Source organism: Microbacterium horticulturae (assembly GCF_029094505.1).
Classification (GTDB): domain Bacteria; phylum Actinomycetota; class Actinomycetes; order Actinomycetales; family Microbacteriaceae; genus Microbacterium; species Microbacterium horticulturae.
The window spans coordinates 1,155,335-1,181,089 of record NZ_CP119108.1 but is presented as its reverse complement, the minus strand read 5'-3'; the positions used below and the strand labels follow the sequence as shown (position 1 = coordinate 1,181,089).

Here is a 25,755-nt window from a genome sequence, read left to right as displayed (position 1 = left end):
CGGATGCGTATCGAGCTGACCCGATTCCGCGTTCGTGCCGGTGCCGGTGAACGCGTCGACGAATGGCTGCGGTTCTTGAACGAGAACCGGGAGGCCGTGCGTGAGACGCTCGAGCCCGAGCAGATGTATGTCGAGACGATCTTCGCCGAGACCATCGACGGGATCGACTACATGTACTGGTACAGCGTGCAGGGCGACGACCCTGCGAGCGTGCACGACTCGACGCACTGGCTCGACGAGAAGCACCTCGCGTACTGGCGCGACTGCATCGACGACGCGTATCCGCCCGAAGAGCTCACGCCGCGGGTCATGATGATGCCCGAACGGGTCGAAGCGTCGATGCGGCCGCTGGGCAGCTGAGTATGCGCGAGGTCTTCCACGTTCGTACTCCTCTGGCCTCGGGGACTGATGCGTTGCTGCCGCTCGACGCGCTGCGCACGCTCGACCCGGCTGCGTATGCGCGCTCTGTCGCGAAGTACGACGACACCCCCGAGCGGCGGCGCCTGCGCGACACGATCGTGCCGCTCATCACGAAGCGCTGGACCGAGGTCGTCTTCCTCTTGCCCGTGCACCCGCACGCGACCTGGCGCGAGGTGAGCGGGCGCACGCTGCCTGCGGTCGAGTTCTGGGCGATTCCGGTGGACGACCTCCCCGGCGATGCGGTCGTCTTCGACCGGCAGCGCAGTCTGGTCGGCGATCCGATCGACGCGCGGGACGTGGCATCCCTCGATCCGGCACGCTATGAGACCGCGCTCGATGTGCCGCCGGCGAACCGTGAGTGGCTCGAGAACCTCGCCGCCGCAGGGCACTCCTGGGCGTGGTTCAACCTGATCCCGCACGTGTTGACCGCGGGGCCGGTGCCGCTCGCGAACGCGCGGGTGATCTCGTGGGACGACACCTCGGAGTTCAGCAGTCAGTTGTGACGGGGCATCCCGCCAACTGACTGCCGAAGCGGGCTGCTGAACGGCGGCGTGGGTACGACCTCGCGAAAATGGGTACGACCTCGCGGGGTGGCGGGGGCGCGTCAGGACGTGAAGGGGCCGTAGACGTGCTCGGTGTTCGACGCGAGCTGGGCGCAGAGGGCGTCGACGTCCATGCCGAGCTCGGCGGCCATGAAGCGCACGGTCACCGGCACCAGGTACGGCGCGTTCGGGCGGCCGCGCAGCGGCGTCGGCGTCAGGAACGGCGCGTCGGTCTCGACCATGATGCGATCGAGGGATGCCACAGCCAGCGCGTCACGCAGGTTCTGGGCGTTCTTGAACGTGACGTTTCCGGCGAACGACAGGTAGTAGCCGCGCTCGGTCGCGTACCGCGCCATGTCGGCATCGCCCGAGAAGCAGTGGAAGACGGTCTTGTCGGGCGCTCCCACCCGCTCGAGAGTGGAGAGCACCGCCTGGTGCGCATCGCGATCGTGGATCTGCATCGCGATGCCGTGCTTCTGCGCCAGCGCGATGTGCGCCTCGAAGGAGCGGAACTGCGCGTCGCGCCCGTCTTCGCCGGTGCGGAAGAAGTCCAGCCCGGTCTCGCCGATCGCCCGCACACGCGGCTGCGCGGCGAGCTCGTCGATCACGCCGATCGCCTCGTCGAGCCGGCCCGCGGCGTCGTACTCCGGCGCCTCGTTCGGGTGGATGGCGACGGCCGCGAGCACGCGGGGGTGGCGGGATGCCGCATCCGCCGACCAGCGGCTCGAATCGATGTCGCCGCCGGCCTGCACCACGCCCGCGATACCCACGGCCAGCGCACGGTCGAGCTGCTCGTCGAGCGAGAGCCCGCCCTCATCGCCGTCGGCGATCTCGAGGTGGCAGTGGTTGTCGTAGACGGGCACGGCCAGCGGCTCGGGAGCCGGCGGATACGAGACGTCACGCGAGCCCTTCTCGCGCTGCCGGACGTAGTTCGACGGATCGTCGGGCATCAGGCCTGCTCGACGCGCGGGAAGAGCGGCGCGAGTCCGTTCACCGAGGTTCCGGGCTTGAGGATGCTCCAGTTGCCGGCCTCGCGGATCGGCTGGTCCTGCAGTCGGCCCAGCGACTCCGCGGCACCCAGCGCCACCCACAGCTTCTCGGTCGCGATCGGCATCACCGGCGACAGCAGCACCGCGAGTGCGCGCAGCCCCTCGGCCGCCGTGTACAGCACGGTACCCAGGCGCTCGCGCTGCGCGTCGTCCTTCGCGAGCGCCCACGGCTCGTTGTCGGTGATGTAGCCGTTCAGCTCGTCGACGATCGTCCAGATCGCGGTGATCGCCTCGTCGATGCGGAAGCGCTCGATCGCCGCATCAGCGGCGGCCGCGGCATCCCGAACCGTCTTCTGCACGGCAAGGTCGCCCTCGGCATACTCTCCGGGCGCCGGCACGACGCCCTCGAAGTAGCGCTCGACCATCGCGATCGTGCGCGAGGCGAGGTTGCCGAAGCCGTTGGCGAGCTCGGCCTGGTAGCGGGCCGACAGGTCTTCCCACGAAAACGATCCGTCGTGGCCGAACGGGATCGCCGAGAGGAAGTAGAAGCGGTACGCGTCGGATCCGAACACGTCGGTGATCTCGGTGGGCGCGATGCCGGTGAGCTTCGACTTCGACATCTTCTCGCCGCCCACGAGCAGCCAGCCGTGCGCGAACACGCCGCGCGGCACCTCGAGGCCTGCCGCCATCAGAAGCGCCGGCCAGATGACGGCGTGGAAACGCAGGATGTCTTTGCCGACCACGTGGTAGGCGGGCCACCGGCGCTGGAAGTTCTCTTCGTCGGTGCCGTAGCCGATCGCCGTGACGTAGTTCAGCAGCGCGTCGACCCATACGTAGATGACGTGTGAGTCGTCCCACGGCACCTTGATGCCCCAGTCGAACGTCGACCGCGAGATCGACAGGTCTTTCAGGCCCTGCTTCACGAACGACACGACCTCGTTGCGCGCCGAGTCGGGGCGCACGAAATCGGGCTCGGTCTTGTAGAGCTCGAGCAGCTTGTCGCCGAATTCGCTGAGCTTGAAGAAGTAGTTCTTCTCCTGCAGCAGCTCAAGCGGCTTCGAGTGGATCGCGCAGACCTTCAGGCCCTCGAAGGGACCGGTACCGTCGACGATCTCGGACTCGGGCTTGAACTCCTCACAGCCCACGCAGTACAGCGCCTCGTACTCCCCCGCGTAGATGTAGCCGCGGTCGTACAGCGCCTGGAAGAACGCCTGCACGGCCTCTTCGTGGCGCGGCTGCGTCGTCCGGATGAAGTCGTCGTTGGCGACATCGAGCGTCTTCAGCAGCGGGAACCAGCTCTCGTCAACGAGCTTGTCGACCCACTGCTGCGGCGTCACGCCGTTGGCCGCTGCGGCCCGCAGCATCTTCTGGCCGTGCTCGTCGGTGCCCGTCAGCATCCAGGTGTCGTCACCGGCCTGTCGATGCCAGCGCGCGAGCGTATCGACGGCGACGCTCGTGTACCCATGCCCGATGTGCGGAAGGTCGCTCGGGTAGTAGATCGGCGTCGTGATGTAGAAGGAGCCCGCGGAAGTCACCAGCCAAGTCTAGATTGCGTGGATGCCGCGAACTGATCTGTGACCGCGAGGACGATGCACAGGTGCCGAAATCCCGGAATTGTCACAATCAGACATCCGATGTTTGGCTACGATGGCGTCATGGCGGTGACCGACGACGCGATTCTGCGCATCAAAGAGATGATCGTTTCGGGCGAGCTGCGCCCGGGTGACCGGCTGCCGCCGGAGAAGGAGCTCGGCGAGCGGCTCGGTGTCTCACGCAGTTCGCTGCGCGAGGCGGTCAAGGCGCTCGAAGTGATCCGGGTGCTCGACGTGCGCCGCGGCGACGGCACCTACGTGACGAGCCTCGAGCCACGTCTGCTGCTGGAGGCCATGAACTTCGTCGTCGATCTGCATTCCGACCAGTCGGTTCTGGAGATCTTCGCCGTCCGCCGTATCCTCGAGCCCGCCGCGACCGCCATGGCTGCAACGCGGCTCGACGACGAGCAGCTCGCCGGCCTCGAGGCGCTGCTGGCCGACACCCAGTCCACCGGCCCCATCGAAGCCCTCGTCGAGCATGACCTCGCTTTCCACCAGGCGATCGTCGAGGGCGCCGGCAACGAGTACCTCAGCCGGCTCGTCGAGGCGATGCAGTCGGGCACCCAGCGCGCGCGCGTGTGGCGCGGCCTCACACAGCACCACGCCGCCGAGCGCACTATCGCCGAGCATCGGGCGATCCTGGATGCGCTGCACGAGCACGACGCCGAACTCGCCGCGGCGCTCGCGCTGACCCACATCGCCGGCATCGAACGCTGGCTGCGCGAGGCATCGGAGGCCGCGCACTCATGAGGATCGCCCTGCACTCGATCCTTGTCGCCGGCGCGGTCGACGACTACCGCACGGAACACGCCCGCGTGCCCGACGAGCTCGCCGCCCTTTTCGAGCGGGCGGGCATCCACGACTGGACGATCTGGCGCAGCGGCGACCGTCTGTTCCATCTCGTCGACTGCGACGACTGGGACCAGGCGATGCAGATCGTCAAGGGCGACCCCGCCGACGACCGCTGGCAGGCGCACATCGGCCGCTTCGTGACCGGATTCCGCGGCCCCGACGGCGAAGACGCGTACGCGCCGCTCGACGAGGTCTGGTCGCTCGCCCGGCAGGTGGAGGGATGACCGCGCCCGGCCCGCTGCTCGACGCCCACGTGCACGTATGGGACACCGCAGTGCTCGACTACCCGTGGCTCTCCGCGGTGCCGGAGCTCCCCCGCCGCGCCCTGCCCGCTGACGTCGACCGTGCCGAAGGCCGCACCACCCGCACGATCTTTGTGGAAGCCGACCGTGCCCCCGACCAGGCGGTCGCCGAGGCGGAATGGGTGGATGCCGCGCCCTGGCCCGAACTGGCGGGGATCGTCGCGTTCGCCGACCTGACGGCATCCATCGGTCTCGACGATCTCGCCGCCATCGACCGCGTGGTCGGCATCCGCCACTCGCTGCAGGGCGTCCCTGTCGAGCGCTGGAACACAGCGGCTCTCGCCGACGGGCTGCGCGAGCTCGCCCGCCGCGGTCTGACGTTCGACGCCTGCGTGCGCCACACCCAGCTGCCCACGCTGGCCGCGCTGCTCGAACAGGCACCCGAGACACGGATCGTGCTCGACCATCTCGGCAAGCCGCCGGTCGATGCCGGACTCGACACCCCCGCGGGTCGCGCCTGGCATGACGCCGTGCGCCGCCTCGCGGCCCTGCCGCACGTGCACGTCAAGCTGTCGGGACTGGCGGCGGAGACGCGGGATGCCACGGCCTACGCCCGGCATGCCGACGCGTTCATCGCGGCCGCGGTCGACGCGTTCGGCCCCGCACGCGCAATGATCGGCAGCGACTGGCCGGTCTCGGCGCGACTCGGCGTGGGCACGACGATGGAGTGCGCGCGCCGCGGCACGCGGATCGTGGCGGCATCCCCCTTCAATTCCGGCCTGTTGGCCACGCGCCGGCCGGCGCCGGGTGCGCTGTACGACTACCGGCCGGCCCCGCCCGAGCTCATAGCGAAGGTCGAGCGGATGGCTGCGGTCTGCGAGAAGCACGGCGTCGAGCTGCCCACCGCGGCCCTGCACTTCCCGCTGCGGCTGCCGCAGGTGGTCTCGGTGGTCGTCGGCACCGCGCGGGCGTCGGCGGTGACGGAGAACCTCGCCCGCATCGCGGCGGACGTGCCCGAAGAGCTGTGGGCGGAGCTTCAGACGCCGTAGAACGTGGATGCCGTGCCGTGGGCGATCGCCGTCCACTCGGCGCCGGTCGCGCCGGTCGCCCGCTGCACCCGTTCCGCCCACGCCGCCGGGATCAGTGCGTCGAACCCGTGCGGCCGCAGCAGACTTGCGCGTCCCGCCACCATGACGATGTCGAGGTCGGCCTCGCGCACGGCGCGGGCGGCGACGTCGGCGTCGTTCACGCCCACGCCGATCTCGCGGATGAGGCCCTCGGACCGCAGCTGCTCCAGCGCCGGCAGCCCCTCGCCCAGCCCCCGCTCGAGGTCGTACGCGTCGGGATCGTGCAGATAGGCGATGTCGATGCGATCCAGACCCAACCGGGTCAGCGACTCCTCCACGCTGCGCCGAATGCCCGCCAGCGACGGGTCGAACCGGCGCACGAGGTCGTCGGGAACGTCGAAGTCGTGGGCGAGGTCGCGGCCGCCGGCGAAGGCGAGGTTGGGCACCAGGAGGCGCCCGACCTTCGTCGACAGCACGAACTCGTCACGCGGCTTGGTACGCAGGTAGGCACCCAGACGCCGCTCGCTGAGCCCGAGCCCGTAGTGCGGGGCGGTGTCGTAGTACCGGATGCCGCCGTGCCATGCGGCATCCACCGCCTCCGCCGCCTGCTCGTCCGAGACGACGCGGTGCAGATTGCCCAGGGATGCCGCACCGAACCCCAGCGGGTTCAGGCCGGTGTCGCCCGGAGTCACGCCGTCACCCCGCGCCAGACGAAGGGAGCGATCGAGTCCGCGTGCATCTCGGCACCCGTCCCGGGCGCCTCGGGCACCCGGTAGCGGCCGCGCTCGATGATGGTCGGCGTCACGAAGTGCTCGTGCAGGTGGTCGACGTATTCGATCATGCGCCCTTCCATCGTGCCCGAGACCGCCACGAAGTCGAACATCGACAGGTGCTGCACCCTCTCGCACAGTCCGACGCCGCCCGCGTGCGGGCACACCGGCACGCCGAACCGGGTGGCCAGCAGCAGGTGCGCGATGTTCTCGTTCACGCCGCCGACCCGCGCCGCGTCGATCTGCATGACATCGATCGCGTGCGCCTGCAGCAGCTGTTTGAAGATGACCCGGTTCTGCGCGTGCTCGCCGGTCGCGACGCGCACCGGCGCGACGCCGCGGGCGATCGCCGCGTGCCCGAGCACGTCGTCGGGGCTCGTGGGCTCTTCGATCCAGGCCGGGTCGAACTCGGCGAGTGCGGTGACCCAGGCCACGGCATCCGGAACATCCCAGCGCTGGTTCGCGTCGATCGCGATCGGGAAGTGCTCGCCCACGCACTGGCGGGCGATGCGCATGCGGCGCAGATCGTCGTCGAGGTCGGCGCCGACCTTGAGCTTGATCTGCGCGAAGCCGTCGGCCACCGCCTCCCGGCACAGGCGCGCGAGCTTCTCGTCGGAATAGCCGAGCCAGCCCGGCGAGGTCGTGTAGGCCGGGTAGCCCTCCTCGCGCAATTGGGCGATGCGCTCCGCACGCCCGGGCTCGGCGTCGCGCAGGATCTGCAGCGCCTCGTCGGGCGTGAGCGCATCGGTGAGGTAGCGGAAGTCGACGAGCGAGACGATCTCCTCCGGCGACAGGCTCGCCAGATGCAGCCACAGCGGCTGACCGGCACGCTTGGCGCGCAGGTCCCACAGCGCGTCGACCACGGCGCCGATGGCCATGTGCATGACGCCCTTCTCGGGGCCCAGCCAGCGCAGCTGCGAATCGCCGACCAAGCGCCGCGATGCGGCGCCCATGTCGGCCAGGAGCGCGTCGACATCCTGCCCGAGCAGGTAGGGCTTCAGCGCCTCGAGTGCAGCCGTCTGCACGTCGTTGCCGCGGCCGATCGTGAAGACGAAGCCGTGTCCTTCCAGACCGTCAGCGGCGTCTGTGCGCACGATGAGGTAGGCCGCGGAGTAGTCCGGGTCCGGGTTCATGGCGTCGGAGCCGTCGAGGCTCAGCGACGTGGGGAACCGGATGTCGAACGTGTCGACGGCGGTGATGGCGGCCATGTCTTCCCTTCGAGCAGGTGAAATCCGAGAATAAAGGTCGGATGTCTATTCGTCAAGATACCGTGGATATGCAAGAATCGTCCCCCGGAGCCGCTTCTGCGGCTTCAGAGTTCTGACCTGACGAAGGATGCTCATGCGTTTCGCCCGACTCGGCCCTCGCGGCCGCGAGCTGCCCGTCGTCGTCGACGGCGACCGATTCCTCGATCTCTCATCTGTGACCGCCGATCTCGACGGCGCCTTCTTCGAGAACGGGGGTGTCGAGCGGGCGCGCGAGGCCGCGGCATCCGGCTCCCTTCCCGTTCTGCCCGATGCCGGCGCACTCCGCGTCGGCCCGCCGGTGGCACGCCCGTCGGCGGTCTACTGCATCGGCATGAACTACGCCGCGCACGCGGCCGAGAGCGGCAGCGAGCCCCCGAAGCACATGGTGATGTTCATGAAGTCACCCAACACCGTGGTCGGCCCCGACGACGACGTCGAGATCCCGCTCGGCAGCACGAAGACCGACTGGGAGGTCGAACTGGCCATCGTCGTCGGTCGCCGCGCGCAGCGCCTGCACGCGCCCGAAGACGCCGCCGCACATATCGCCGGCTACGCGCTGGGCAACGATCTCTCCGAACGCGACTGGCAGATGGCGGTCTCAGGCGGACAGTGGTCGAAGGGTAAGTCGGCACCCGGGTTCCTGCCGCTGGGACCGTGGCTGGTCACCCCGGATGAAGTGGATGCCGCAGACCTGCGCCTGCGCTCGTGGGTCAACGGCGAGCCGCGCCAGGACTCGCGCACGTCCGACCTCATCTTCTCGATCGATCACATCGTGTGGGAGCTCAGCCAGTACCTCACGCTCGAGCCCGGCGATGTCATCCTCACCGGCACGCCCGAGGGCGTGGCGCTGTCGGGCCGCTTCCCCTACCTGTGGGCCGGCGATGTCGTCGAACTGGAGATCGAGGGGCTGGGTCGTCAACGCCAGCAGTACATCGCCGTGCGCGGGGAGGAGGACTGAGATGGCGGGGCCTTTGGACGGACTGGTCGCCGTGGTCACCGGCGGCGCTTCGGGCCTGGGTGCGGCCATCGCGTCGCGCTTGCGCCGTGACGGCGCCCGCGTCGTGGCGTTCGACGTGAACCCGGATGCCGCCACCGACGTCGATCTCGCCGTCGCCGTGGACGTCACCGACGACGCATCGGTGATCGCCGGAGTCGAGCGCGTGGCTGCGGAGCTGGGCGGCATCGACATCGTCGTCAACAACGCCGGCATCGGTGCCCAGGGCGACGTCACGGTCAACAGCGACGAGGAGTGGCACCGCGTGTGGGACATCAACGTGGTCGGCATGGCTCGCGTCATGCGGGCGGCCCTCCCCCACCTGCGCCGCTCGAGCGCGGCGGCCGTGTGCAACACCTCGTCGATCGCCGCGACCGCGGGGCTGCCGCAGCGTGTGCTGTACAGCGCGACCAAGGGCGCCGTGCTGTCGATGACCAAGGCGATGGCCGCCGACCACCTCGGCGAGGGCATCCGCGTCAACGCGGTCAACCCCGGTACCGCCGACACCCCGTGGATCGGGCGCCTTCTCGGTGCCGCCGACGACCCGGCGGCCGAACGGGCGGCGCTGGAAGCACGGCAGCCGCACGGTCGCCTGGTCGCACCCGAAGAGGTCGCCGACGCGGTGGCCTACCTCGTCGGGCCGCACGCCCGGTCGACGACCGGCATCGGCCTGGCCGTCGACGGGGGCATGCAAGAGCTGCGGTTGCGTCCGGCCGATCGTTGAGCGAGCGAAGCGAGTCGAAACGACCTGGCCTGCGTCGCTTCAACTCGTCGCTTCGCTCCTCGCTCAACGACCGGGGTCTGCCTCCACCACGGGCACCGCTCCGCTCTCGGCGCGCAGCCGCTCGCGGTCGATGCGGTCGATCTCGTGCAGCGACGCACCCCGCGTCTCGCGCAGCGACACCACGGCGATCAGCGTGATCGCCGCCGCGATCGCCAGATACACCGCGATGGGGATGTACGAGCCGAAGTGCGACAGCAGTGACGTCGCGATGATCGGCGCGATCGAGCCCGCCACGATGGAGGTGACCTGGTAGCCGACCGAGACGCCTGAGTAGCGCATCCGGGTCGGGAACATCTCCGACATGATCGCCGGCTGCGGTGCGTACATGAACGAGTGGATGACCAGGCCCAGCACGATGGCCAGGACGATCACGACCGGGTTCTGCGTGTTGAACATCGGGAATGCGACGAACCCCCACACCGCCGCGCCCACCGCGCCGATCGCGTAGACGGGCTTGCGTCCGATCCGGTCGGTGAGGCCGCCCACGAGCGGGATCACGATCATGTGCACGACGTGGCCGATGGCCACAAGCCCGAGGATCTCGGCGGTCTCCATCTTCAGGGCGACCGCCAGATAGGTGATGGAGAACGTCACGACGAGGTAGTACATGATGTTCTCGGCGAAGCGCAGGCCCATCGCCGTGATGACACCGCGCGGGTAGCGCTTGATGACCTCGACGACGCCGTAGCGCTGCTGTGCCGACTTCTCATCGCGTTCCCGTGCCTCGATGAAGATCGGGGCGTCGGTGATCCGGCTGCGGATGTAGTAGCCGATCGCGACGATGATGACCGAGAGCCAGAAGCCCACGCGCCACCCCCAGCTGAGGAACGCGTCGTCGGTCAGCGTGCCCGACAGCACGAGCAGGACGATCGTGGCGATGAGGTTGCCGATCGGGACGGCGGCCTGCGGCCACGACGCCCAGAAGCCGCGGGTCTTGTCGGGCGAGTGCTCGGCGACCAGCAGCACGCCGCCGCCCCACTCGCCGCCGACGGCGAAGCCCTGACCGAACCGCAGCAGCACCAGCAGCGTGGGTGCCAGGTAGCCGACCGTCTGATAGGTCGGCAGGCAGCCCATGAGGAACGTGGTGACGCCGACGAGGATGATCGCGAACTGCAGCAGCTTCTTGCGACCGTACTTGTCGCCGAAGTGGCCGAACACTATTCCGCCGAGCGGGCGGGCGATGAAACCGACGGCGTACGTCACGAACGCGGCGATGATGCCCGCGTACGGGTCATCGGACGGCGGGAACATGATCTTGTTGAACACCAGGGTCGCGGCGGTGGCGTAGAGGAAGAACTCGTACCACTCGACGACGGTGCCGGCCATCGCCGCGACGACGACCTTGCCCAGCCGCGAGGTCGCGGCGGGTGCGGGGGCTGATGATGCCATTGCGCAGATACCTCCTTGTTTCTGACGCTGATGCGACGGTGCATCGCGCCGACAGTACCTGAATTGGGCGTCATGTTTAAGCGCGAACGACGCACACCCGCGTGTGCATCCGCGCACAGCGCGGTTCAGGTTCGCGTGCGTCGCCGCGCGCGTCAGCCGTTCTTCACGGCGAGCGCGGCCTGGTACAGCTCGCGCCGGGAGTGACCGGTCGCCTCGGCGACCTCGGCCGCGGCATCCTTCATCCGCACCCCGGTGCGGGTCAACTCCAGCACCTCGGTGACGGCGTCGGCGAGCGCGATGCGCTGCGGAGCGGCACCGCCGACCACGACGACGATCTCGCCGCGCACGCCCTCGTCGGCCCAAACCGCGAGCTCACCGAGCGGAGCGCGCACGACCTCCTCGTGCAGTTTGGTGAGCTCGCGGCACACGGCCGCGGGCCGGTCGACGCCGAAGGCGTCGGCCATGTCGTGCAGTGTCTGCGCAATGCGCGACGGCGCCTCGAAGAAGACCATGGTCCGCGGCTCGGTCCACAGGGCCCGCAGCGATCGCTCGCGCTCGGCGGGTTTGCGGGCCACGAATCCCTCGAACGTGAACCGGTCGGTGGGCAGGCCGGCCACCGCCAGCGCGGTGATGACGGCGCTCGGGCCGGGGATGGCGGTCACGACCACACCCTGCGCGGCCGCCTCGGCGACCACGCCGTAGCCGGGATCGCTCACTGTGGGCATGCCGGCGTCGCTGAGCAGCAGCACGTCGTCGTCGCGTGCCATCGCGACGATCTCGGCGGCCCGATCCTTCTCGTTGTGGTCGTGCAGCGCGAGAAGACGCGGCCGGTTCTCGATGCCGAGCGCCGCCAGCAGCCGCTGGGCGGTGCGGGTGTCTTCGGCGGCGACGACGGTCGCGGCATCCAGCGCCTCCACCAGCCGTCGAGAGGCATCCCCCAGGTTTCCGATGGGCGTGGCCGCGAGGATGATCACGGCCCCAGCATAGGCTGGGACGGTGACTGCGACGGTCGACCCCCTGATCCCGGCGGTGGCCCCTTCGCGTCTGGACCGCTGGCGCGGCCGCGTGCGCACCTCGCCCCTCCTGCGCCGCCGCATCGACGTGCTCGCGCCTGTCGCCGTGACCCTGCTGGCCGCGGTGCTGCGCTTCTGGAACCTCGGCCACCCGCATGCGCTCGTGTTCGACGAGACGTACTACGTCAAGGATGCCTGGAGCCAGTGGATGCTCGGCTACCCGGCGAGCTGGCCCGACGACGCCGACGCGAAGTTCATCGCCGGACACACCGACATCTTCTCGGCGGCGGGCAGCTTCGTGGTCCATCCGCCGCTGGGCAAGTGGATCATCGGTCTGTTCATGTGGCTGTTCGGCCCCGATTCGTCGTTCGGCTGGCGCTTCGGCGCGGCGCTGTTCGGTACCGCGACGGTGCTGCTGGTCTACCTGCTGGGCAAGCGCCTCACCGGCTCGACGACGTTCGCGACAGTGGCGGGCCTGCTCATGGCGATCGACGGGCTGGGCATCGTGCTCAGCCGGGTGTCGCTGCTGGACATCTTCCTCACCTTCTTCAGCGTTCTGGCCGTGCTCTTCCTCGTGATCGACCGCGAGAAGCACCTGGCGAGGCTGGCCGTACGTCTGACACAGGCCGATCCGGCGCCCGAATGGGGCCCGTTGCTGTGGGGCCGCCCTTGGCTGTTCGCCGCCGGCGCCGCCGCCGGCGCGGCGACGGCCGTGAAGTGGTCGGGGCTGTACGTGCTCGCCGCGATCGGCATCTACGCCGTGGTCAGCGACGCCCTGGCCCGCCGCCGTGCCGGAGTGCGGTTCTGGCCGCAGGATGCGGTCCGGCAGGGTGTGGCATCCTTCGTCCTCCTCGTCCCCGTCGCATTCGTCGTCTACCTCGCATCCTGGACCGGGTGGCTGGTCACGGCGAACGGCTACGACCGGCAGTCGTCGCCCAATCCGTTCGTCGCGCTCTGGAACTACCACGAGGCGATCTACCAGTTTCATGTGGGGCTGACCACCCCGCACAGTTATGCGAGTCCGGCCTGGCAGTGGCCATTCCTCATCCGCCCCACGTCGATGTACTGGCACCAGGATGCATACGGGAAGGAGGGATGCCAGTGGCAGAGCAACTGCGTGCAGGCGATCTCGTCCATCCCGAACCCCCTCATCTGGTGGGGCGGCATGGCCGCGGCGGTGTTCCTGCTCATAGCGTTCGTGCTGCGCCGCGACGCACGCCACGCCATTGTGCTCACCGGTGTCGCGGCCACCTACCTGCCGTGGCTGCTGTTCCCCGAGCGCACGATCTTCCAGTTCTACACGATCGCGATCCTGCCGTTCAGCGTGCTCGCGCTGACCTTCGCGCTGCGCGAAATCGCGGGATACCGCTCCCGCGATCTGCGCCGCAGACTGGCCGGTCAGCGCACCGTGTGGGTGTTCCTCATCGTCGTCGTGGCGCTGTCTGCGTTCTGGTACCCGGTGTGGATCGCGATGAAGGTGCCGTACGCGTTCTGGCTCGTGCACAATTGGATCCCCAGCTGGATCTGAGCGCTAGTCTCGTGGGGTGACTGTTCACATCGAGAAGGTCGACCTCCCCGGCATCGGGGTGCGGCACGACCTCGTCACCGAAAGCGGCCGGCGACTGGCCGTCGTGCGCTACCGCGACGGCGACCGCGAACTCGGCCTGTACGACGCCGACGATCCCGACAGCTGCGTGGAGTCGCTGCACATCTCCGATGAGGAGGCCGAGGCGCTGTCCGACCTGTTCAGCGCCTCGCTGGCCGTGAGTCGGCTCACCAAGCTCACCGAAGAGACCGACGGGCTCTACACCGAGAAGATCACGCTGCCGTCCGACTCTCCGTTCATCGACCGCACGCTCGGCGACACGAAGACCCGCACGCGCACGCACGTGTCGATCGTCGCGATCATCCGCGACCGGCATGTCATCCCCTCTCCCACTCCCGGAGAGACCCTCCGCGAGGGGGACGTCATCGTCACCGTCGGCACGCGTGCCGGATTGGATGCCGCAGCCCGCCTGTTCGCAGACGGACCCGAATGATCCCCGGGCGCCGCCAGTGATCGACACCACGATCGTCCTCGTCGAGGTCGGCGCCCTGCTGCTGGGCATGAGCCTGCTCGGTCGGCTCGCCAACCGGTTCGGCCTCTCTCCCATTCCGCTGTACCTCGTCGCCGGTCTCGCCTTCGGCACCGGCGGCATCCTGCCGATGGATGCCAGCCAGTCGTTCTTCGAGATCGGCTCGGAGATCGGCGTGATCCTGCTGCTGGCTCTGCTCGGCCTCGAGTACTCGGCCGACGAGCTGCTGCACGGACTGCGCCGCTCGAAGATGGCGGGCCTGCTCGACATGGTGCTCAACGCGCTGCCGGGCGCGGCGTTCGCCCTGATCCTGGGCTGGGGCCCGGCTGCCGCCGTCGCCGTCGCCGGCATCTGCTGGGTGACCTCGTCGGGCGTCGCCGCGAAACTGCTGCGCGATCTCGGCCGCATCAGCAACCGTGAGACCCCCGTCATCCTGTCGATCCTGGTGATCGAAGACCTGGCGATGGCCTTCTTCCTGCCGACGGTGTCGGCGCTGGTCATCGGCGTCAGCCTCGCGCAGGGCGCCGTGCGGGTGGCGATCGCCGTCGCGGTGGTGCTGGTGATCCTGTTCGTCGCGTTGCGGTACGGACCCACGATCTCGCGGCTTTTCACGCCCGACCTCGCCGAACCACTCGTGCTGGGCGTGCTCGGGCTCACCATGCTCGTGGCGGGCCTGGCCGAAGAGGTCAGCGTGTCGGCGGCGGTCGGCGCGTTCCTCGTGGGCATCGCGCTGTCGGGCCGGGTCGCACAGTCGGCGCGCGAGGTGCTCACACCGTTGCGTGACGTGTTCGCGGCGGTGTTCTTCATCTTCTTCGGGCTGGCCACCGATGCCACCGAGCTGCCGCAGATGATCGTGCCGGGGCTGATTCTGGCGGCCGTCACGATGTCCACGAAGATCGTCACCGGCTATCTCGCCGCCCGCCGTGCCGGCATCGGGCGCCCCGGCCGCTGGCGTACCGGCATCGGCCTCACCCCGCGCGGCGAGTTCTCGATCGTCATCGCGGGCATCGCCGGCTCCACCGCACCGATGCTCGCCCCGTTGGCGGCGGTCTACGTGTTCATCACCGTGATCGGTGCCACGCTGCTGGCCCGCCTCAGCGACACCGCCTGGTTCCGGCGGGTCACGAAGCCGAAGAAGAAGGTCATAGCCGAGTGACGTCGGTGGCGCCTCGACGCGCTCGCCGCGCTCGCTGCGCTCGCTCGCTCAACGACCGAGTGCCTCCACGTCGGTGACCGGCAGGCGGCATGAGAAGTCGCGGCAGTCGTAGACGGTCGGCACGGTGCTGTCTGCACTGGCTGCGCTGTCTGCGAGAGGCGTGCCGGTCTTGCCGTCGAACAGCGTGAAGCCCGCGTCGGCGAGCAGAAGCGACTGCGCCGGGGTCACGAGCGCCGTCACGTCGGCGGGCAGTCTCCGGGCCGCGTCGACGAGGGCCGACGGTCCGTCCGACACCACGACGATCTGTCGGGGCGGCGCCGCCAACCGCGCGGCCACGCGCAGCAGGGCTCCGTGCGCGGTGGGCTCGGCGAGCGCCTGCTCGGCGCGGGAAGAGACGAGGGATGCCGCCACCTCGCGGTACCGCTCCCCCGCGCCCAGCAGCCACAGATCGAGCGCGGCGGCGGCGAGTGCAGACGGTCCGGACGGATGATCGCCATCGCCGGCCGACGCGCCTCCGGGCAGCGCGTGCGCGGTCAGAACCGGGTCGCCGCCGCCGGGAACGGCCGGGACACCACCATCGCTCAGGCAGTCGTCGACGAGCTCGCGCGCCCGTGCCGCGTAAGCCACCTCGCCGCTGGCGCCCGCGAGCGCCAGCAGGCCACCGGCGAGCAGCCCGTAGTCTTCGAGCGTCGCCGCAGCCGGCGAGACGATCTCGTCGAGTGACGCGCGGGCGAGGCGCCCGTCGGCGGTGATGTTCGTCTCGAGCACCGCGTCGGCGGCCCACCGTGCGGCATCCATCGCCCGTTCCTCGCCGAGCATCGCCCCGGCGCGCGCGAGGGCGCCGATGGCCATGCCGTTCCAGCCGGTGACGATCTTGCCGTCGAGCGCCGGGGGCTCCAGCGCGGCCCGGCCGTCGGTGTCGCGCGCGTAGTAGCCGCCCTCGCTGCGCTGCCCCTCGATCCACGACTCCGAATCCTGGGCGGCCGCGAACCCGCCGCTCGGCTGCTGCAGCACGTCGATGAGGAAGGCTGTGACACCGCGCGCCGTGTCGTGGTCACCGGCGTCGAGCGCGACCTCGAGCAACCCCGCGTTGTCGGTGAGCATGCGCTCGTAGTGCGGCACCGTCCAGTCGCGGCGAGTGGCGTAGCGGAAGAATCCGCCGTCGACCGTATCGCGCAGCGGCGAGGCGGCCATCGCGCGCAGCGCGCGGTCCGCGGCCGCGCGCGCCTCGGGCACGGACTCGGCCAGCGCGGGCGCCTGCAGAAAGCGCAGCAGCGGCACGGTCGGAAACTTCGGGGTCGCCATCGTCGCGCCCGGCGGGGCGAAACCGCCGTACTCGCGGTCCTCGCGGGCGAGGGCCCGGGCGGCCGCACCGGCGAGCGCGTCGACATCCGGAAGGTCGGAGCCGGTGGATGCGGCATCCTGCGCCGTCCGCAGCGCCTGCACGACGGCATCCGCCGTCTGCTGCACGTCGGTGCGGCGCTGCGTCCACGCGTCACGCACCGCCGCGAGGATCTGGCGGAACGCCGGGCTGCCGCCGCGCGGGGAGGGCGGGAAGTACGTACCGGCGAAGAACGCCCGGCCGTCGGGCGTCGCGAACACCGACAGCGGCCAGCCGAGATTGCGGGTGAAGGCGGATGCCGCGGCCATGTACGCGTCGTCGACGTCGGGATGCTCTTCGCGGTCGACCTTGATGGCGACGAACCCGTCGTTGAGCTCGGCGGCCGTGGCGGCATCCTGGAACGACTCACGTGCCATGACGTGGCACCAGTGGCAGGTCGAGTATCCGATCGAGATGAAGACGGGAACGTCCCGCCGCGCCGCCTCGGCGAACGCCTCGGCACCCCACGGGTACCAGGCGACGGGATTGTCGGCGTGAGCCCGCAGGTAGGGGCTCGCCGAGCCGGCGAGGCGGGACGTCACGTCAGTTGACCTCGTCGGGGTGCGCGCTCACCCGGCCCGAGCCGTCGCCCGGGTCGAGGGTGTCGATCGCCGCGACCTCAGCGTCGGTGAGCTCGAAGTCGAAGACGTCGAGGTTCTGCGCGAGACGCTCGCGGTGCACCGACTTCGGGAACAGGATGAAGCCGTGCTGCAGGTGCCAGCGGATCACGACCTGAGCCGGCGTCTTGCCGTGCGCCTGCGCGGCGGCGGCGACGGGCTCGGTGCCGAAGAGGTCGTACTTGCCCTGGCCGAGCGGGCCCCACGACTCGATGCGCACATCGTGGTCGGCCGCCCAGGCCGTGACGTCTTGCTGCTGGTGGGCGGGATGCAGTTCGATCTGGTCGACGACGGGCGTGACGCCCGTGGCCGTGACGATCTTCTCGAGGTGCGGCACGAGGAAGTTCGAGACGCCGATGCTGCGCGTGAGCCCTGCCTCGCGCAGCTTGATGAGCTGCTGCCACGCGTTCAGGTAGTTGTCGTTGGCCGGCGTCGGCCAGTGCACGAGGTACAGGTCGACCTGGTCGAGGCCGAGCTTGGCCAGGCTCTCCTGCAGCGCCTTGCGCGGCTCGTCGGCATCGTGCCGGTCGTTCCACAGCTTGGTCGTGATGAAAAGCTCGTCGCGCGAGATGCCGCTGTCGGCGATCGCCTGCCCCACTCCCTCCTCGTTGCCGTAGATCGCCGCGGTGTCGATGTGCCGGTAGCCGAGTTCGAGGGCTTCGGACACCGCGCGCTGCGTATCTGCCGGGGGCACTTTGAACGTGCCGTAGCCGAGCTGCGGAATGCTGTTGCCGTCGTTGAGCGTGATCTGGGGAACGGTCATGTCCCCAGCCTACGAGTCCCTCACTTCGGCGGCAGCACCGTCTGCGCGGTCACGTTCATGCGATTCCACACGTTGATCGCACAGGCGGCCATGAGCAGCGTCACCGTCTGCTTCTCGTCGAAGTGGGCGCGTACTCCCGCCCAGGTGTCGTCGCTCACGCCGTGCTCGCTCACGAGCGTCACCTCTTCGGCGAAAGCGAGGACGGCACGCTCGCGGTCATCGAACAGCGAACCGGCCTCGTTCCAGCCGGCGAGCACGTCGAGTTTGCGCTGATCCATCCCCGCGTCGCGCGCCTCGGTCAGGTGCATGTCCAGACACCACGCGCAACGGTTGATCTGCGACGCTCGGATCTTCACGAGCAGCAGCACAGACTCGTCGACGGTGCCCCCGTTGACGTACTTCTCCAGGGCCAGCACCGCCCGGTACGCGTCGGGGTCCACGTTCTGGATGGACATGCGCTCGGACATCGATCATCGCCTCCGTCGATCGGCGGCCGCACCGCGGCCTGCTTCCGTTCTACTCCTCCGGCGCGGCATCGGGACGAGGCCGAGGGAAAACGAAGGTCGGCGGCATTGCGGGAAGAGGCACCTCCGGCGAGATCGGAATCTCGTGAGCCACCGTCAGCACGCCGGAGGGGTGTGTGAGCGGGAAGTTCAATGCCGAAAAGGACTGTGCCACACCGGGTCCGGGACCCTCAAACCGCCCGCGCCACGCGACGAGCGACGAGCGACGCGATACGATCGAAGGCTGTGTCTGCGCCCGAACCCGTCATCGCCTATCCGCCCGAGCTGCCCGTCAGCGCGGCGCGGGACGAAATCGCGCGCGCGATCGCCGATCACCAGGTCGTGATCGTCGCCGGGGCGACCGGCTCGGGCAAGACCACGCAGCTGCCGAAGATCTGCCTCGAGCTCGGCCGCACGCGCATCGCGCACACGCAGCCGCGTCGCATCGCGGCGCGCAGCATCGCCGAGCGCGTCGCCGAAGAGCTGCAGGTGCCGCTGGGCAGCACGGTCGGGTACAAGGTGCGCTTCACCGACAAGGTGACGGACGACACGCGGATCACCCTGATGACCGACGGGATCCTCCTCAACGAGATCCACCGCGACCGGCAGCTCGGGCGTTACGACACGATCATCGTCGACGAGGCGCACGAGCGGTCGCTGAACGTCGACTTCCTCATCGGGTATCTGCGCCGCATCCTGCCCCGTCGCCCCGACCTGAAGGTGATCATCACCTCGGCGACCATCGATCCCGAGAGTTTCGCGAAGCACTTCGCCGAGCCCGACGGCACCCCCGCGCCGATCATCGAGGTGTCGGGACGCACGTACCCCGTCGAGATCCGCTACCGGCCCCCGGCCGCTGTGCGAGCGAAGCGCGACGAGACGCCGGACGACCTCGACGGGCTCACCGCCGCCCTGCGCGAGCTCGATCGCGAGCCCGCCGGCGACGTGCTCGTCTTCCTGCCCGGCGAGGCCGAGATCCGCGACGCGATGGACGCTGTGCGGGGCATGTACGCGAAGGACGCGGCCCCCACGGAGGTACTGCCCCTGTACGGGCGCCTGTCGGCGGCCGAGCAGCACCGGGTGTTCGAACGCTCGACCGTCGCGGGCGTGCGCCGCCGCGTCATCCTCTCCACCAACGTCGCCGAGACGAGCCTGACCGTTCCCGGGATCCGTTATGTGGTGGATGCCGGAACCGCTCGCATCTCGCGCTACAGCAACCGCAGCAAGATCCAGCGACTGCCGATCGAGCCCATCTCGCAGGCGTCGGCGATGCAGCGCTCGGGTCGTGCCGGCCGTACCGCGCCCGGTATCGCGATCCGCCTGTACGCCGAGGACGACTTTCAGACCCGCCCCGAGTTCACCCAGCCCGAGGTGCTGCGCACGAGCCTCGCGTCGGTCGTGCTGCAGATGCTCTCGCTCGGGTTCGGCGACATCGCCGACTTCCCGTTCCTCACCCCGCCCGACTCGCGCGGCGTCAAGGCGGCGTTCGACCTGCTCGTCGAGCTCGGAGCCGTCACCACCCGGCCGGCCCGCGAGCGCAGCGAGTCGAAACGCGCGCTCACCGACATCGGCCGCGAACTGGCCCGCCTTCCCATCGACCCGCGCTTCGCGCGCATGCTGCTGGAGGCGCGTCGCACCGGCGTGCTGCCCGAGGTGCGCGCCATCGTCGCGGGCATGTCGATCCCCGACGTGCGCGAGCGCCCCGAGGAGCGCCGCGAAGAGGCCGACCGGCTGCACGCGCGGTTTGCGGATCCCACGAGCGACTTCCTCAGCATCCTGAACCTCTGGAATCACCTGCAGCAGCTGCAGCACGACCTGGGCTCGAGCGCCTTCCGCCGCACGTGCCGCGCCGAGCACCTCAACTATGTGCGCGTGCGCGAGTGGTTCGACGTGCACCGGCAGCTGGGCTCGCTGCTGAAGCCTTCGTCCGTTGAGCGAGCGAGCGCAGCGAGCGAGTCGAAACGCACCGACAACGGACGGCGTCGTTTCGACTCGCTACGCTCGCTCAACGACCGGGCTGACCTCAACGACCAGGGCGCAGCCGACCCCGAGGCCGTGCACAAAGCGATCCTCTCGGGGCTGCTCTCGCAGATCGGTGTGCTCGACACCCGGTCGCTCAGCGCCCCATCCGACCGCAAGGCCAAGGGCGAGAAGCGCCGCAAACCACGCGCCGAGTACCTCGGGGCACGCGGCGCGCGATTCCAGATCTTCCCTGGATCGGCGTTACGCGGCAAAAGCCCCCAGGCGGTGATGGCCGCCGAACTCGTCGAGACCAGCCGGCTGTTCGCCCGCACCGTGGCGGTCATCGACCCCGAGTGGGCCGAACCGCTCGCCGGCGACCTCGCCCGCCGCCAGCTGTCAGACCCGCACTGGTCGAAGGATGCCGGCGCCGCTGTCGCCGCCCAGAAGGTGACGCTGTTCGGTGTCGAGATCATTCCCCGCCGCCGCGTGCAGCTGGCCCGGTTCGACCAGCCGCTGGCGCGCGAGCTTTTCGTGCGGCACGCGCTCGTCGAGGGCGAGTGGGACTCCTCCGGGCTCGACAAGCGGCTGACCGCGTTCGAACGCCGCAACCTCGAGCTGCGTCGTCGCCTCGAGAAGGTCGAAGAGCGCGAGCGCCGCCGCGACATCCTCGCGGGCGATGAGGCCGTCTTCGCCTTCTACGACGCGCGGCTGCCCCGCGACGTGTTCGACGCCCGCTCCTTCGAGAACTGGTGGCGCGAAGCGTCGGGCCGCACACCGCACCTGCTCGACCTGACCGAGGCCGACCTCGTCGACGACGCGTCGCGCGCCGACGCCCGCGACTTCCCCACCCGCTGGACGCAGGGCGACCAGGTGCTCTCGCTGGCTTACCGGTTCGAGCCCGGTGCGGCCGACGACGGCGTGACAGTGGTCGTGCCGCTCGCCCTGCTCGCGCAGCTGCGCCCCGACGGCTTTGACTGGCAGGTGCCGGGCATGCGCGACGAACTCATCACCGCGCTCATCCGCGCCCTTCCCAAGAGCATCCGGCGGCACGTGGTGCCCGCCGCCGACTGGGCGAGCCGCTTCGCGGAGGAACTCGCCGACCAGGGACCGGAATCCCACGACGGGATGCCGCGCAGCACGCTGCGCGAAGCGCTGGCCGACCGCATCCGGCGGGTGGCGAGCCAGCCGGTCACCGCCGCAGACTTCGACATGGAGCGCGTGCCCGGCCACCTGCTCGTCTCGTTCCGGGCGGTCGATGCGCGGGGCCGAGCGATCGGCTCGGACCGCGACCTCGGTGCGCTGCAGTCCCGACTGGCGGAGCGGTCGCGGAACGCGGTGAGCCGCTCGTTGAGCACGGACACCACGCGGTCGCCCCGCGAGGAGCGCAGCGACGAGTCGAAACGTCCGAGCGCGCGCGGGTCTGATCGTTTCGACTCGCTTCGCTCGCTCAACGACCGGCAATCCGCCTTCCCCGAGCGCGCCGGCATGACGACGTGGGACATCGACGAAATCCCCGAGGTCGTCGACACGAAGGTCGCCGGCGGCGTCGTCCGTGGCTACCCGGCCCTCGTCGACGACGGCACGTCGGTGTCGGCACGCATCGAGGCCACCCCCGAGCAGGCCGCCGCGTCGCTGCGGGCGGGCGTTCGGCGGCTGGTGTTGCTGTCGACGCCGAGCCCTGCCGACTACGTGCTCGATCACCTCACCTCGGCCGAGAAGCTGGCGCTCGCGGCATCCCCCTATCCGTCCGCCCGGGCCGCCGTCGAAGACTGCCGCGTCGCGGTGGCCGACGCCGTGATCGCCCGCACGCATCCGGGCGGCGTCGTGCGCACCCGCGCCGAGTTCGACACGGTGCGCGAGGCGTTCGCCGGCGCGGTGATGGACGAGCTGTTCGCCGCCGTCTCGTTGCTGGCGCGGATCCTCACCGCCGCTCGCGACGTCGAACGCACGGTCAAGCGCACGAACGCCTTCACGCTGCTGTCGGCACTGGGCGACATCAAGACGCAGCTGGCCGGCCTCGTCTTCTCGGGCTTCGTGTCGCGCACCGGGCTCGCGCAGCTCGCGCATCTGCCCCGCTACCTGCAGGGAGCCCTCATCCGCCTTCAGGCGCTGTCGGACAACCCCGGGCGCGATCGGCAGCGTCAGACCGAGCTCGAGCGCGCCCTGGCTCTGTACGAAGAGGCCGGCGGCGTCATCCCTCCCCCGTCCGATGCGCCTGGGGCCCTCATCGCCGTCCGCTGGATGCTCGAGGAGTACCGCGTGAGCCTGTTCGCACAGACGCTCGGCACCGCGCAGCCGGTGTCGCTGCCGCGGATCGTCAAGGCGCTGGGCGCGCGCGCTTCGTGAGACTTTCGACACGATCAGACTTCTGATCGCGCGCCCTCTTGACGTGAGGGCCCCGCCCAGAGAAAAGTGTTCTCGGGTTACTCCCAGGTAGCCCGACGAACAACTGAATCCGGAAGGGACTGACGATGACGTCACACGACACCCCCACGCGAGGACCGGCCAGACCAGGGCCGTACATCGTCGCCGGCATCCTCATCGCGATCGCGATCGTGATGCCACTGCTCGTGCCGATGTACGCGAGCTGGGAACCCACGCTGTGGGGCATCCCGTTCTTCTACTGGTACCAGATGCTGTGGGTGTTCATCGCCTCCGGCCTGCTCGCCATCGCCTACGTCGTCATGCGCAAGGAAGACCGCCGGCGCCGCGCCGAGGTACGTGAAGGGAAGGCCGCCTGATGCACGTTCTCACCGCAGATGTCGCCCCGCAGCGGGCGATCGAATGGGTCCCGCTGATCATCGTCGTCGTCCTGTTCGTCGTCGTCGCCGTGATCGGCTTCTGGGCGTCGCGCTGGCGCACCAAGCCGAGCGAGCGCGGCATGAACTCACTCGACGAGTGGGGCCTGGGCGGCCGCGGCTTCGGCACCTGGGTCACCTGGTTCCTCCTGGGCGGCGACCTCTACACCGCGTACACCTTCGTGGCCGTTCCGGCCGCGATGTGGGCGGCCGGCGCCGTCAGCGGCTTCTTCGCCGTGCCGTACACCATCGTGCTGTACCCGATCGTCTTCCTGCTGATGTCGCGCCTGTGGTCGGTTTCGCACCGGCACGGCTACGTCACCCCGGCCGACTTCGTCGGCGGACGGTACGGCAGCCGCACGCTGTCGCTCGCGGTGGCGCTGACCGGCATCATCGCCACGATGCCGTACATCGCTCTGCAGCTGGTCGGCATCAAATCGGTGCTCACGGTGCTGGGTCTGGGCTCGAACACGAACTGGTTCATGGCCGACCTGCCGCTGATCATCGCGTTCGTCGTCCTGGCCGCGTACACGTACACGGCCGGCCTGCGGGCGCCGGCACTGATCGCGGTGGTCAAAGACATCCTGATCTACGCCGCGATCATCGTCGCGATCATCTATCTGCCGAGCAAGGTCGGCGGCTGGGAGAGCATTTTCTCGGCGGCCGACGACAAGCTCAGCGCGGTCAACGACGTGACGGGCAAACCGTTCGGCGCGGTGATCCCGGGCGCCGGCTCGTTCAACGCGTACTGGACGCTCGCCCTCGGCTCGGCCATGGCGCTGTTCATGTACCCGCACTCGATCACCGGCGTCCTGGCGACCAAATCGCGCAACACCATCCGCCGCAACGCGATGATCCTGCCGCTCTACTCGCTCATGCTCGGCGGCCTCGCGCTGCTCGGCTATGTCGCGATCAAGGCCGGCACGAACCCCGTGGACGTCGACGGTGCGATCAACGCACAGCTGGTGATCCCGCAGCTGTTCACCGACCTGTTCCCGAAGTGGTTCGCCGGCGTCGCCCTGGCGGCAATCGCAATCGGCGCCCTGGTGCCCGCGGCGATCATGTCGATCGCGGCATCCAATCTGTTCACCCGCAACATCTACAAGGACTACTTCAAGAAGAACGCGACGCCGCAGCAGGAGGCGAAGGTCTCCAAGCTCGTCTCGCTGGTCGTGAAGCTCGGCGCCCTCGTCTTCGTGCTGGGGATGGACACGTCGGCGGCCATCAACCTGCAGCTGCTGGGCGGCATCTGGATCCTCCAGACGTTCCCGGCGATCGTTGCGGGGCTGTACACCCGCTGGTTCAACAAGTGGGCGCTGTTCGCCGGCTGGGCGGCTGGCATCCTTTACGGCACGATCTCGGCGTACAACGTGATCAAACCGGGCACCGGCAAGCACTTCGGCGGATCGATAGCGAACTTCCCGTTCACCGACGTCCCGGTGTACATCGGCGTCTCGGCCTTCGTCGTCAACGCGCTCGTGGCCGTCGTGGTCACGCTCATCCTCCGTGCGTTCAAGGTGACCGACACCGCCGACGCCACGAAGCGCAGCGACTACGGTGCCGACGAGAACGACCCGAAGGTCATCGAGATCGAGGCCGCCGCCGCGAAGGAGGAGGCCAACCCGCTCGCTCCGTGACAAGCTGGAGCACATGGCACAGGCGATCGAGTACGTCGAGTTCGGCGACCCCGAGGTCCTGACGCTGCAGGACGTGACCTCCTCGGCCCCCGCGGCCGGGGAGGTCACGGTGCGTCTGGCCGCGGTGGGCGTCAATCCCCTCGAGGCGAAGATCCGCTCGGGCAGACGGCCCAGCGGTCCCATCACCTCACCGCGTCGGCTCGGCGCCGACGCCGCGGGCACCATCAGCGCGGTCGGCCCCGACGTCGAGGGCTTCCGCGTCGGCGACCCGGTCATCGTGTTCGGGGCGGCCGGAGCGTACGCGACCGAGCTCACCGTGCCGTTCGCGCACGTGCAGCCACGACCGGTGCACGTGTCGGCCGCCGAAGGCGCCGCGCTCGGCATCCCGGCCGGCACGGCCTACCAGACTCTGCGCTCATTGGATGTGCGCCCCGGCGACACCCTGCTCGTGCACGGTGGATCCGGCGCCGTCGGGCAGGCCGTCGTGCAGTTCGCGGCTTTGTGGGGCGTTCCGGTCGTGGCGACCGCGTCGCCCCGGCGGCACGACCGCGTGCGCGCGCTGGGCGGCATTCCCGTCGCCTACGGCGACGGCCTCGAGCAGCGGGTGCGGGATGCCGCGCCCCAGGGGATCACGACGGTCATCGACATCGCGGGCACCGACGAGGCCGTCGACGTCTCGCTCCGTCTGGTCGCCGACCGCAGTCGCATCGTCACGCTGGTGCGGGGGAAGGATGCCGCAGACCTGGGCATCCGAGCCTTCCTCGGCGGCTCGCCCGAACCGCTGACAGCGCGCCAGCAGCAGCTGCGTGCCGAGGCGATGCCGGTCGTGCTGGCCCTCATGGCCGCGGGGCGCTTCAGCGTCGAGCTCGGGCCGTCGTTTCCGCTCGCCGACGCTGCCGAGGCGCACCGGGCGCTGGAGGCCGGCGTCGACGGCAAGATCACGCTCGTCCCGTAGCGCAACA

23 protein-coding genes are annotated in these 25,755 nt (G+C 69.6%); 14 read left to right on the top strand and 9 right to left on the bottom strand.

Features of this window, described 5'->3' with window-relative positions; translation table 11 throughout:
* Nucleotides 1-3 precede the first annotated feature (3 nt).
* Both PU630_RS05475 and PU630_RS05470 read left to right on the top strand, forming a co-directional pair.
* Nucleotides 4-360 (top strand): DUF6176 family protein, encoded by a 357-nt coding sequence (locus PU630_RS05475; RefSeq protein ID WP_275279362.1) that lies wholly within the window; start codon nucleotides 4-6, stop codon nucleotides 358-360.
* Between the two features lie 2 nt (nucleotides 361-362).
* Complete coding sequence (locus PU630_RS05470) at nucleotides 363-923, top strand: hypothetical protein (protein ID WP_275279361.1); 561 nt, start codon at nucleotides 363-365, stop codon at nucleotides 921-923.
* Nucleotides 924-1,024: 101 nt separating this feature from the next.
* On the opposite strand, the gene PU630_RS05465 is transcribed toward PU630_RS05470, so the two are convergent.
* Entirely contained in the window at nucleotides 1,025-1,912 is an 888-nt protein-coding gene (locus tag PU630_RS05465; protein WP_275279360.1) for a TatD family hydrolase, read from the bottom strand.
* Entirely contained in the window at nucleotides 1,912-3,486 is a 1,575-nt protein-coding gene (metG, locus tag PU630_RS05460) for a methionine--tRNA ligase (RefSeq protein WP_275279359.1), read from the bottom strand. The genes PU630_RS05465 and metG overlap by 1 nt, the downstream gene beginning before the upstream one ends.
* Nucleotides 3,487-3,606: 120 nt before the next feature.
* Between metG and PU630_RS05455 the strand changes: the two genes are divergently transcribed.
* Genes PU630_RS05455 through PU630_RS05445 form a run of 3 tightly spaced genes read left to right on the top strand, consistent with a single transcriptional unit; the run spans nucleotide 3,607 to nucleotide 5,686 of the window.
* Nucleotides 3,607-4,293, top strand: coding sequence for a FadR/GntR family transcriptional regulator (locus PU630_RS05455; RefSeq protein ID WP_275279358.1), 687 nt, complete (start codon nucleotides 3,607-3,609; stop codon nucleotides 4,291-4,293).
* Nucleotides 4,290-4,619 carry an L-rhamnose mutarotase gene (locus PU630_RS05450; RefSeq protein WP_275279357.1) on the top strand — a complete coding sequence of 110 codons (330 nt, stop codon included), beginning with the start codon at nucleotides 4,290-4,292 and terminating at the stop codon, nucleotides 4,617-4,619. Before PU630_RS05455 ends, PU630_RS05450 begins: the two co-directional genes overlap by 4 nt.
* Complete coding sequence (locus tag PU630_RS05445; protein WP_275279356.1) at nucleotides 4,616-5,686, top strand: aldo/keto reductase; 1,071 nt, start codon at nucleotides 4,616-4,618, stop codon at nucleotides 5,684-5,686. The genes PU630_RS05450 and PU630_RS05445 overlap by 4 nt, the downstream gene beginning before the upstream one ends.
* On the opposite strand, the gene PU630_RS05440 is transcribed toward PU630_RS05445, so the two are convergent.
* Together PU630_RS05440 and PU630_RS05435 are read right to left on the bottom strand one after the other, a co-directional pair.
* Nucleotides 5,674-6,396: an aldo/keto reductase gene (locus PU630_RS05440; protein ID WP_343075855.1), complete on the bottom strand. Its 723-nt coding sequence runs from the start codon at nucleotides 6,394-6,396 to the stop codon at nucleotides 5,674-5,676. The genes PU630_RS05445 and PU630_RS05440 overlap by 13 nt on opposite strands.
* Nucleotides 6,393-7,682 carry an L-fuconate dehydratase gene (locus PU630_RS05435; protein WP_275279355.1) on the bottom strand — a complete coding sequence of 430 codons (1,290 nt, stop codon included), beginning with the start codon at nucleotides 7,680-7,682 and terminating at the stop codon, nucleotides 6,393-6,395. The genes PU630_RS05440 and PU630_RS05435 overlap by 4 nt, the downstream gene beginning before the upstream one ends.
* Nucleotides 7,683-7,815: 133 nt before the next feature.
* Here PU630_RS05435 and PU630_RS05430 point away from each other — a divergent pair, with 133 nt between their 5' ends.
* The gene (locus PU630_RS05430) at nucleotides 7,816-8,679 is read left to right on the top strand and encodes a fumarylacetoacetate hydrolase family protein (protein WP_275279354.1); all 864 of its coding nucleotides are present in this window, start codon (nucleotides 7,816-7,818) and stop codon (nucleotides 8,677-8,679) included.
* A 1-nt stretch (nucleotide 8,680) separates the two neighbouring features.
* Nucleotides 8,681-9,439: an SDR family NAD(P)-dependent oxidoreductase gene (locus PU630_RS05425; protein ID WP_275279353.1), complete on the top strand. Its 759-nt coding sequence runs from the start codon at nucleotides 8,681-8,683 to the stop codon at nucleotides 9,437-9,439.
* Between the two features lie 63 nt (nucleotides 9,440-9,502).
* Here the strand turns inward: PU630_RS05425 and PU630_RS05420 are convergent, their stop codons facing one another.
* Both PU630_RS05420 and rsmI read right to left on the bottom strand, forming a co-directional pair.
* The gene (locus PU630_RS05420; RefSeq protein ID WP_275279352.1) at nucleotides 9,503-10,888 is read right to left on the bottom strand and encodes an MFS transporter; all 1,386 of its coding nucleotides are present in this window, start codon (nucleotides 10,886-10,888) and stop codon (nucleotides 9,503-9,505) included.
* Nucleotides 10,889-11,040: 152 nt separating this feature from the next.
* Nucleotides 11,041-11,862, bottom strand: a complete 822-nt coding sequence (gene rsmI, locus PU630_RS05415; protein WP_275279350.1) for a 16S rRNA (cytidine(1402)-2'-O)-methyltransferase — start codon at nucleotides 11,860-11,862, stop codon at nucleotides 11,041-11,043.
* A gap of 22 nt (nucleotides 11,863-11,884) precedes the next feature.
* Here rsmI and PU630_RS05410 point away from each other — a divergent pair, with 22 nt between their 5' ends.
* The 3 genes from PU630_RS05410 to PU630_RS05400 are packed head-to-tail and all read left to right on the top strand — an operon-like array spanning nucleotide 11,885 to nucleotide 15,132.
* Nucleotides 11,885-13,429 carry a dolichyl-phosphate-mannose--protein mannosyltransferase gene (locus PU630_RS05410; protein ID WP_275279349.1) on the top strand — a complete coding sequence of 515 codons (1,545 nt, stop codon included), beginning with the start codon at nucleotides 11,885-11,887 and terminating at the stop codon, nucleotides 13,427-13,429.
* A gap of 16 nt (nucleotides 13,430-13,445) precedes the next feature.
* Complete coding sequence (locus PU630_RS05405; protein WP_275279348.1) at nucleotides 13,446-13,940, top strand: cation:proton antiporter regulatory subunit; 495 nt, start codon at nucleotides 13,446-13,448, stop codon at nucleotides 13,938-13,940.
* A 16-nt stretch (nucleotides 13,941-13,956) separates the two neighbouring features.
* Complete coding sequence (locus PU630_RS05400) at nucleotides 13,957-15,132, top strand: cation:proton antiporter (RefSeq protein ID WP_275279347.1); 1,176 nt, start codon at nucleotides 13,957-13,959, stop codon at nucleotides 15,130-15,132.
* 48 nt (nucleotides 15,133-15,180) lie between these two features.
* Here the strand turns inward: PU630_RS05400 and PU630_RS05395 are convergent, their stop codons facing one another.
* Genes PU630_RS05395 through PU630_RS05385 form a run of 3 tightly spaced genes read right to left on the bottom strand, consistent with a single transcriptional unit; the run spans nucleotide 15,181 to nucleotide 18,360 of the window.
* Nucleotides 15,181-17,055 carry a thioredoxin domain-containing protein gene (locus PU630_RS05395; RefSeq protein WP_275279346.1) on the bottom strand — a complete coding sequence of 625 codons (1,875 nt, stop codon included), beginning with the start codon at nucleotides 17,053-17,055 and terminating at the stop codon, nucleotides 15,181-15,183.
* Nucleotide 17,056: 1 nt separating this feature from the next.
* Nucleotides 17,057-17,893, bottom strand: coding sequence for an aldo/keto reductase (locus PU630_RS05390; protein ID WP_275279345.1), 837 nt, complete (start codon nucleotides 17,891-17,893; stop codon nucleotides 17,057-17,059).
* 20 nt (nucleotides 17,894-17,913) lie between these two features.
* On the bottom strand, nucleotides 17,914-18,360 hold the full coding sequence (locus PU630_RS05385) for a carboxymuconolactone decarboxylase family protein (RefSeq protein WP_275279344.1): 447 nt from the start codon (nucleotides 18,358-18,360) through the stop codon (nucleotides 17,914-17,916).
* A 282-nt stretch (nucleotides 18,361-18,642) separates the two neighbouring features.
* Between PU630_RS05385 and hrpA the strand changes: the two genes are divergently transcribed.
* From hrpA to PU630_RS05365, 4 genes are all read left to right on the top strand, one after another.
* The gene (gene hrpA / locus PU630_RS05380; RefSeq protein WP_275279343.1) at nucleotides 18,643-22,704 is read left to right on the top strand and encodes an ATP-dependent RNA helicase HrpA; all 4,062 of its coding nucleotides are present in this window, start codon (nucleotides 18,643-18,645) and stop codon (nucleotides 22,702-22,704) included.
* 125 nt (nucleotides 22,705-22,829) lie between these two features.
* On the top strand, nucleotides 22,830-23,099 hold the full coding sequence (locus PU630_RS05375) for a DUF3311 domain-containing protein (protein ID WP_275279342.1): 270 nt from the start codon (nucleotides 22,830-22,832) through the stop codon (nucleotides 23,097-23,099).
* Nucleotides 23,099-24,793, top strand: a complete 1,695-nt coding sequence (mctP, locus tag PU630_RS05370; RefSeq protein ID WP_275279341.1) for a monocarboxylate uptake permease MctP — start codon at nucleotides 23,099-23,101, stop codon at nucleotides 24,791-24,793. Before PU630_RS05375 ends, mctP begins: the two co-directional genes overlap by 1 nt.
* Before the next feature lie 13 nt (nucleotides 24,794-24,806).
* Complete coding sequence (locus tag PU630_RS05365; protein WP_275279339.1) at nucleotides 24,807-25,748, top strand: quinone oxidoreductase family protein; 942 nt, start codon at nucleotides 24,807-24,809, stop codon at nucleotides 25,746-25,748.
* Nucleotides 25,749-25,755: the final 7 nt, after the last annotated feature.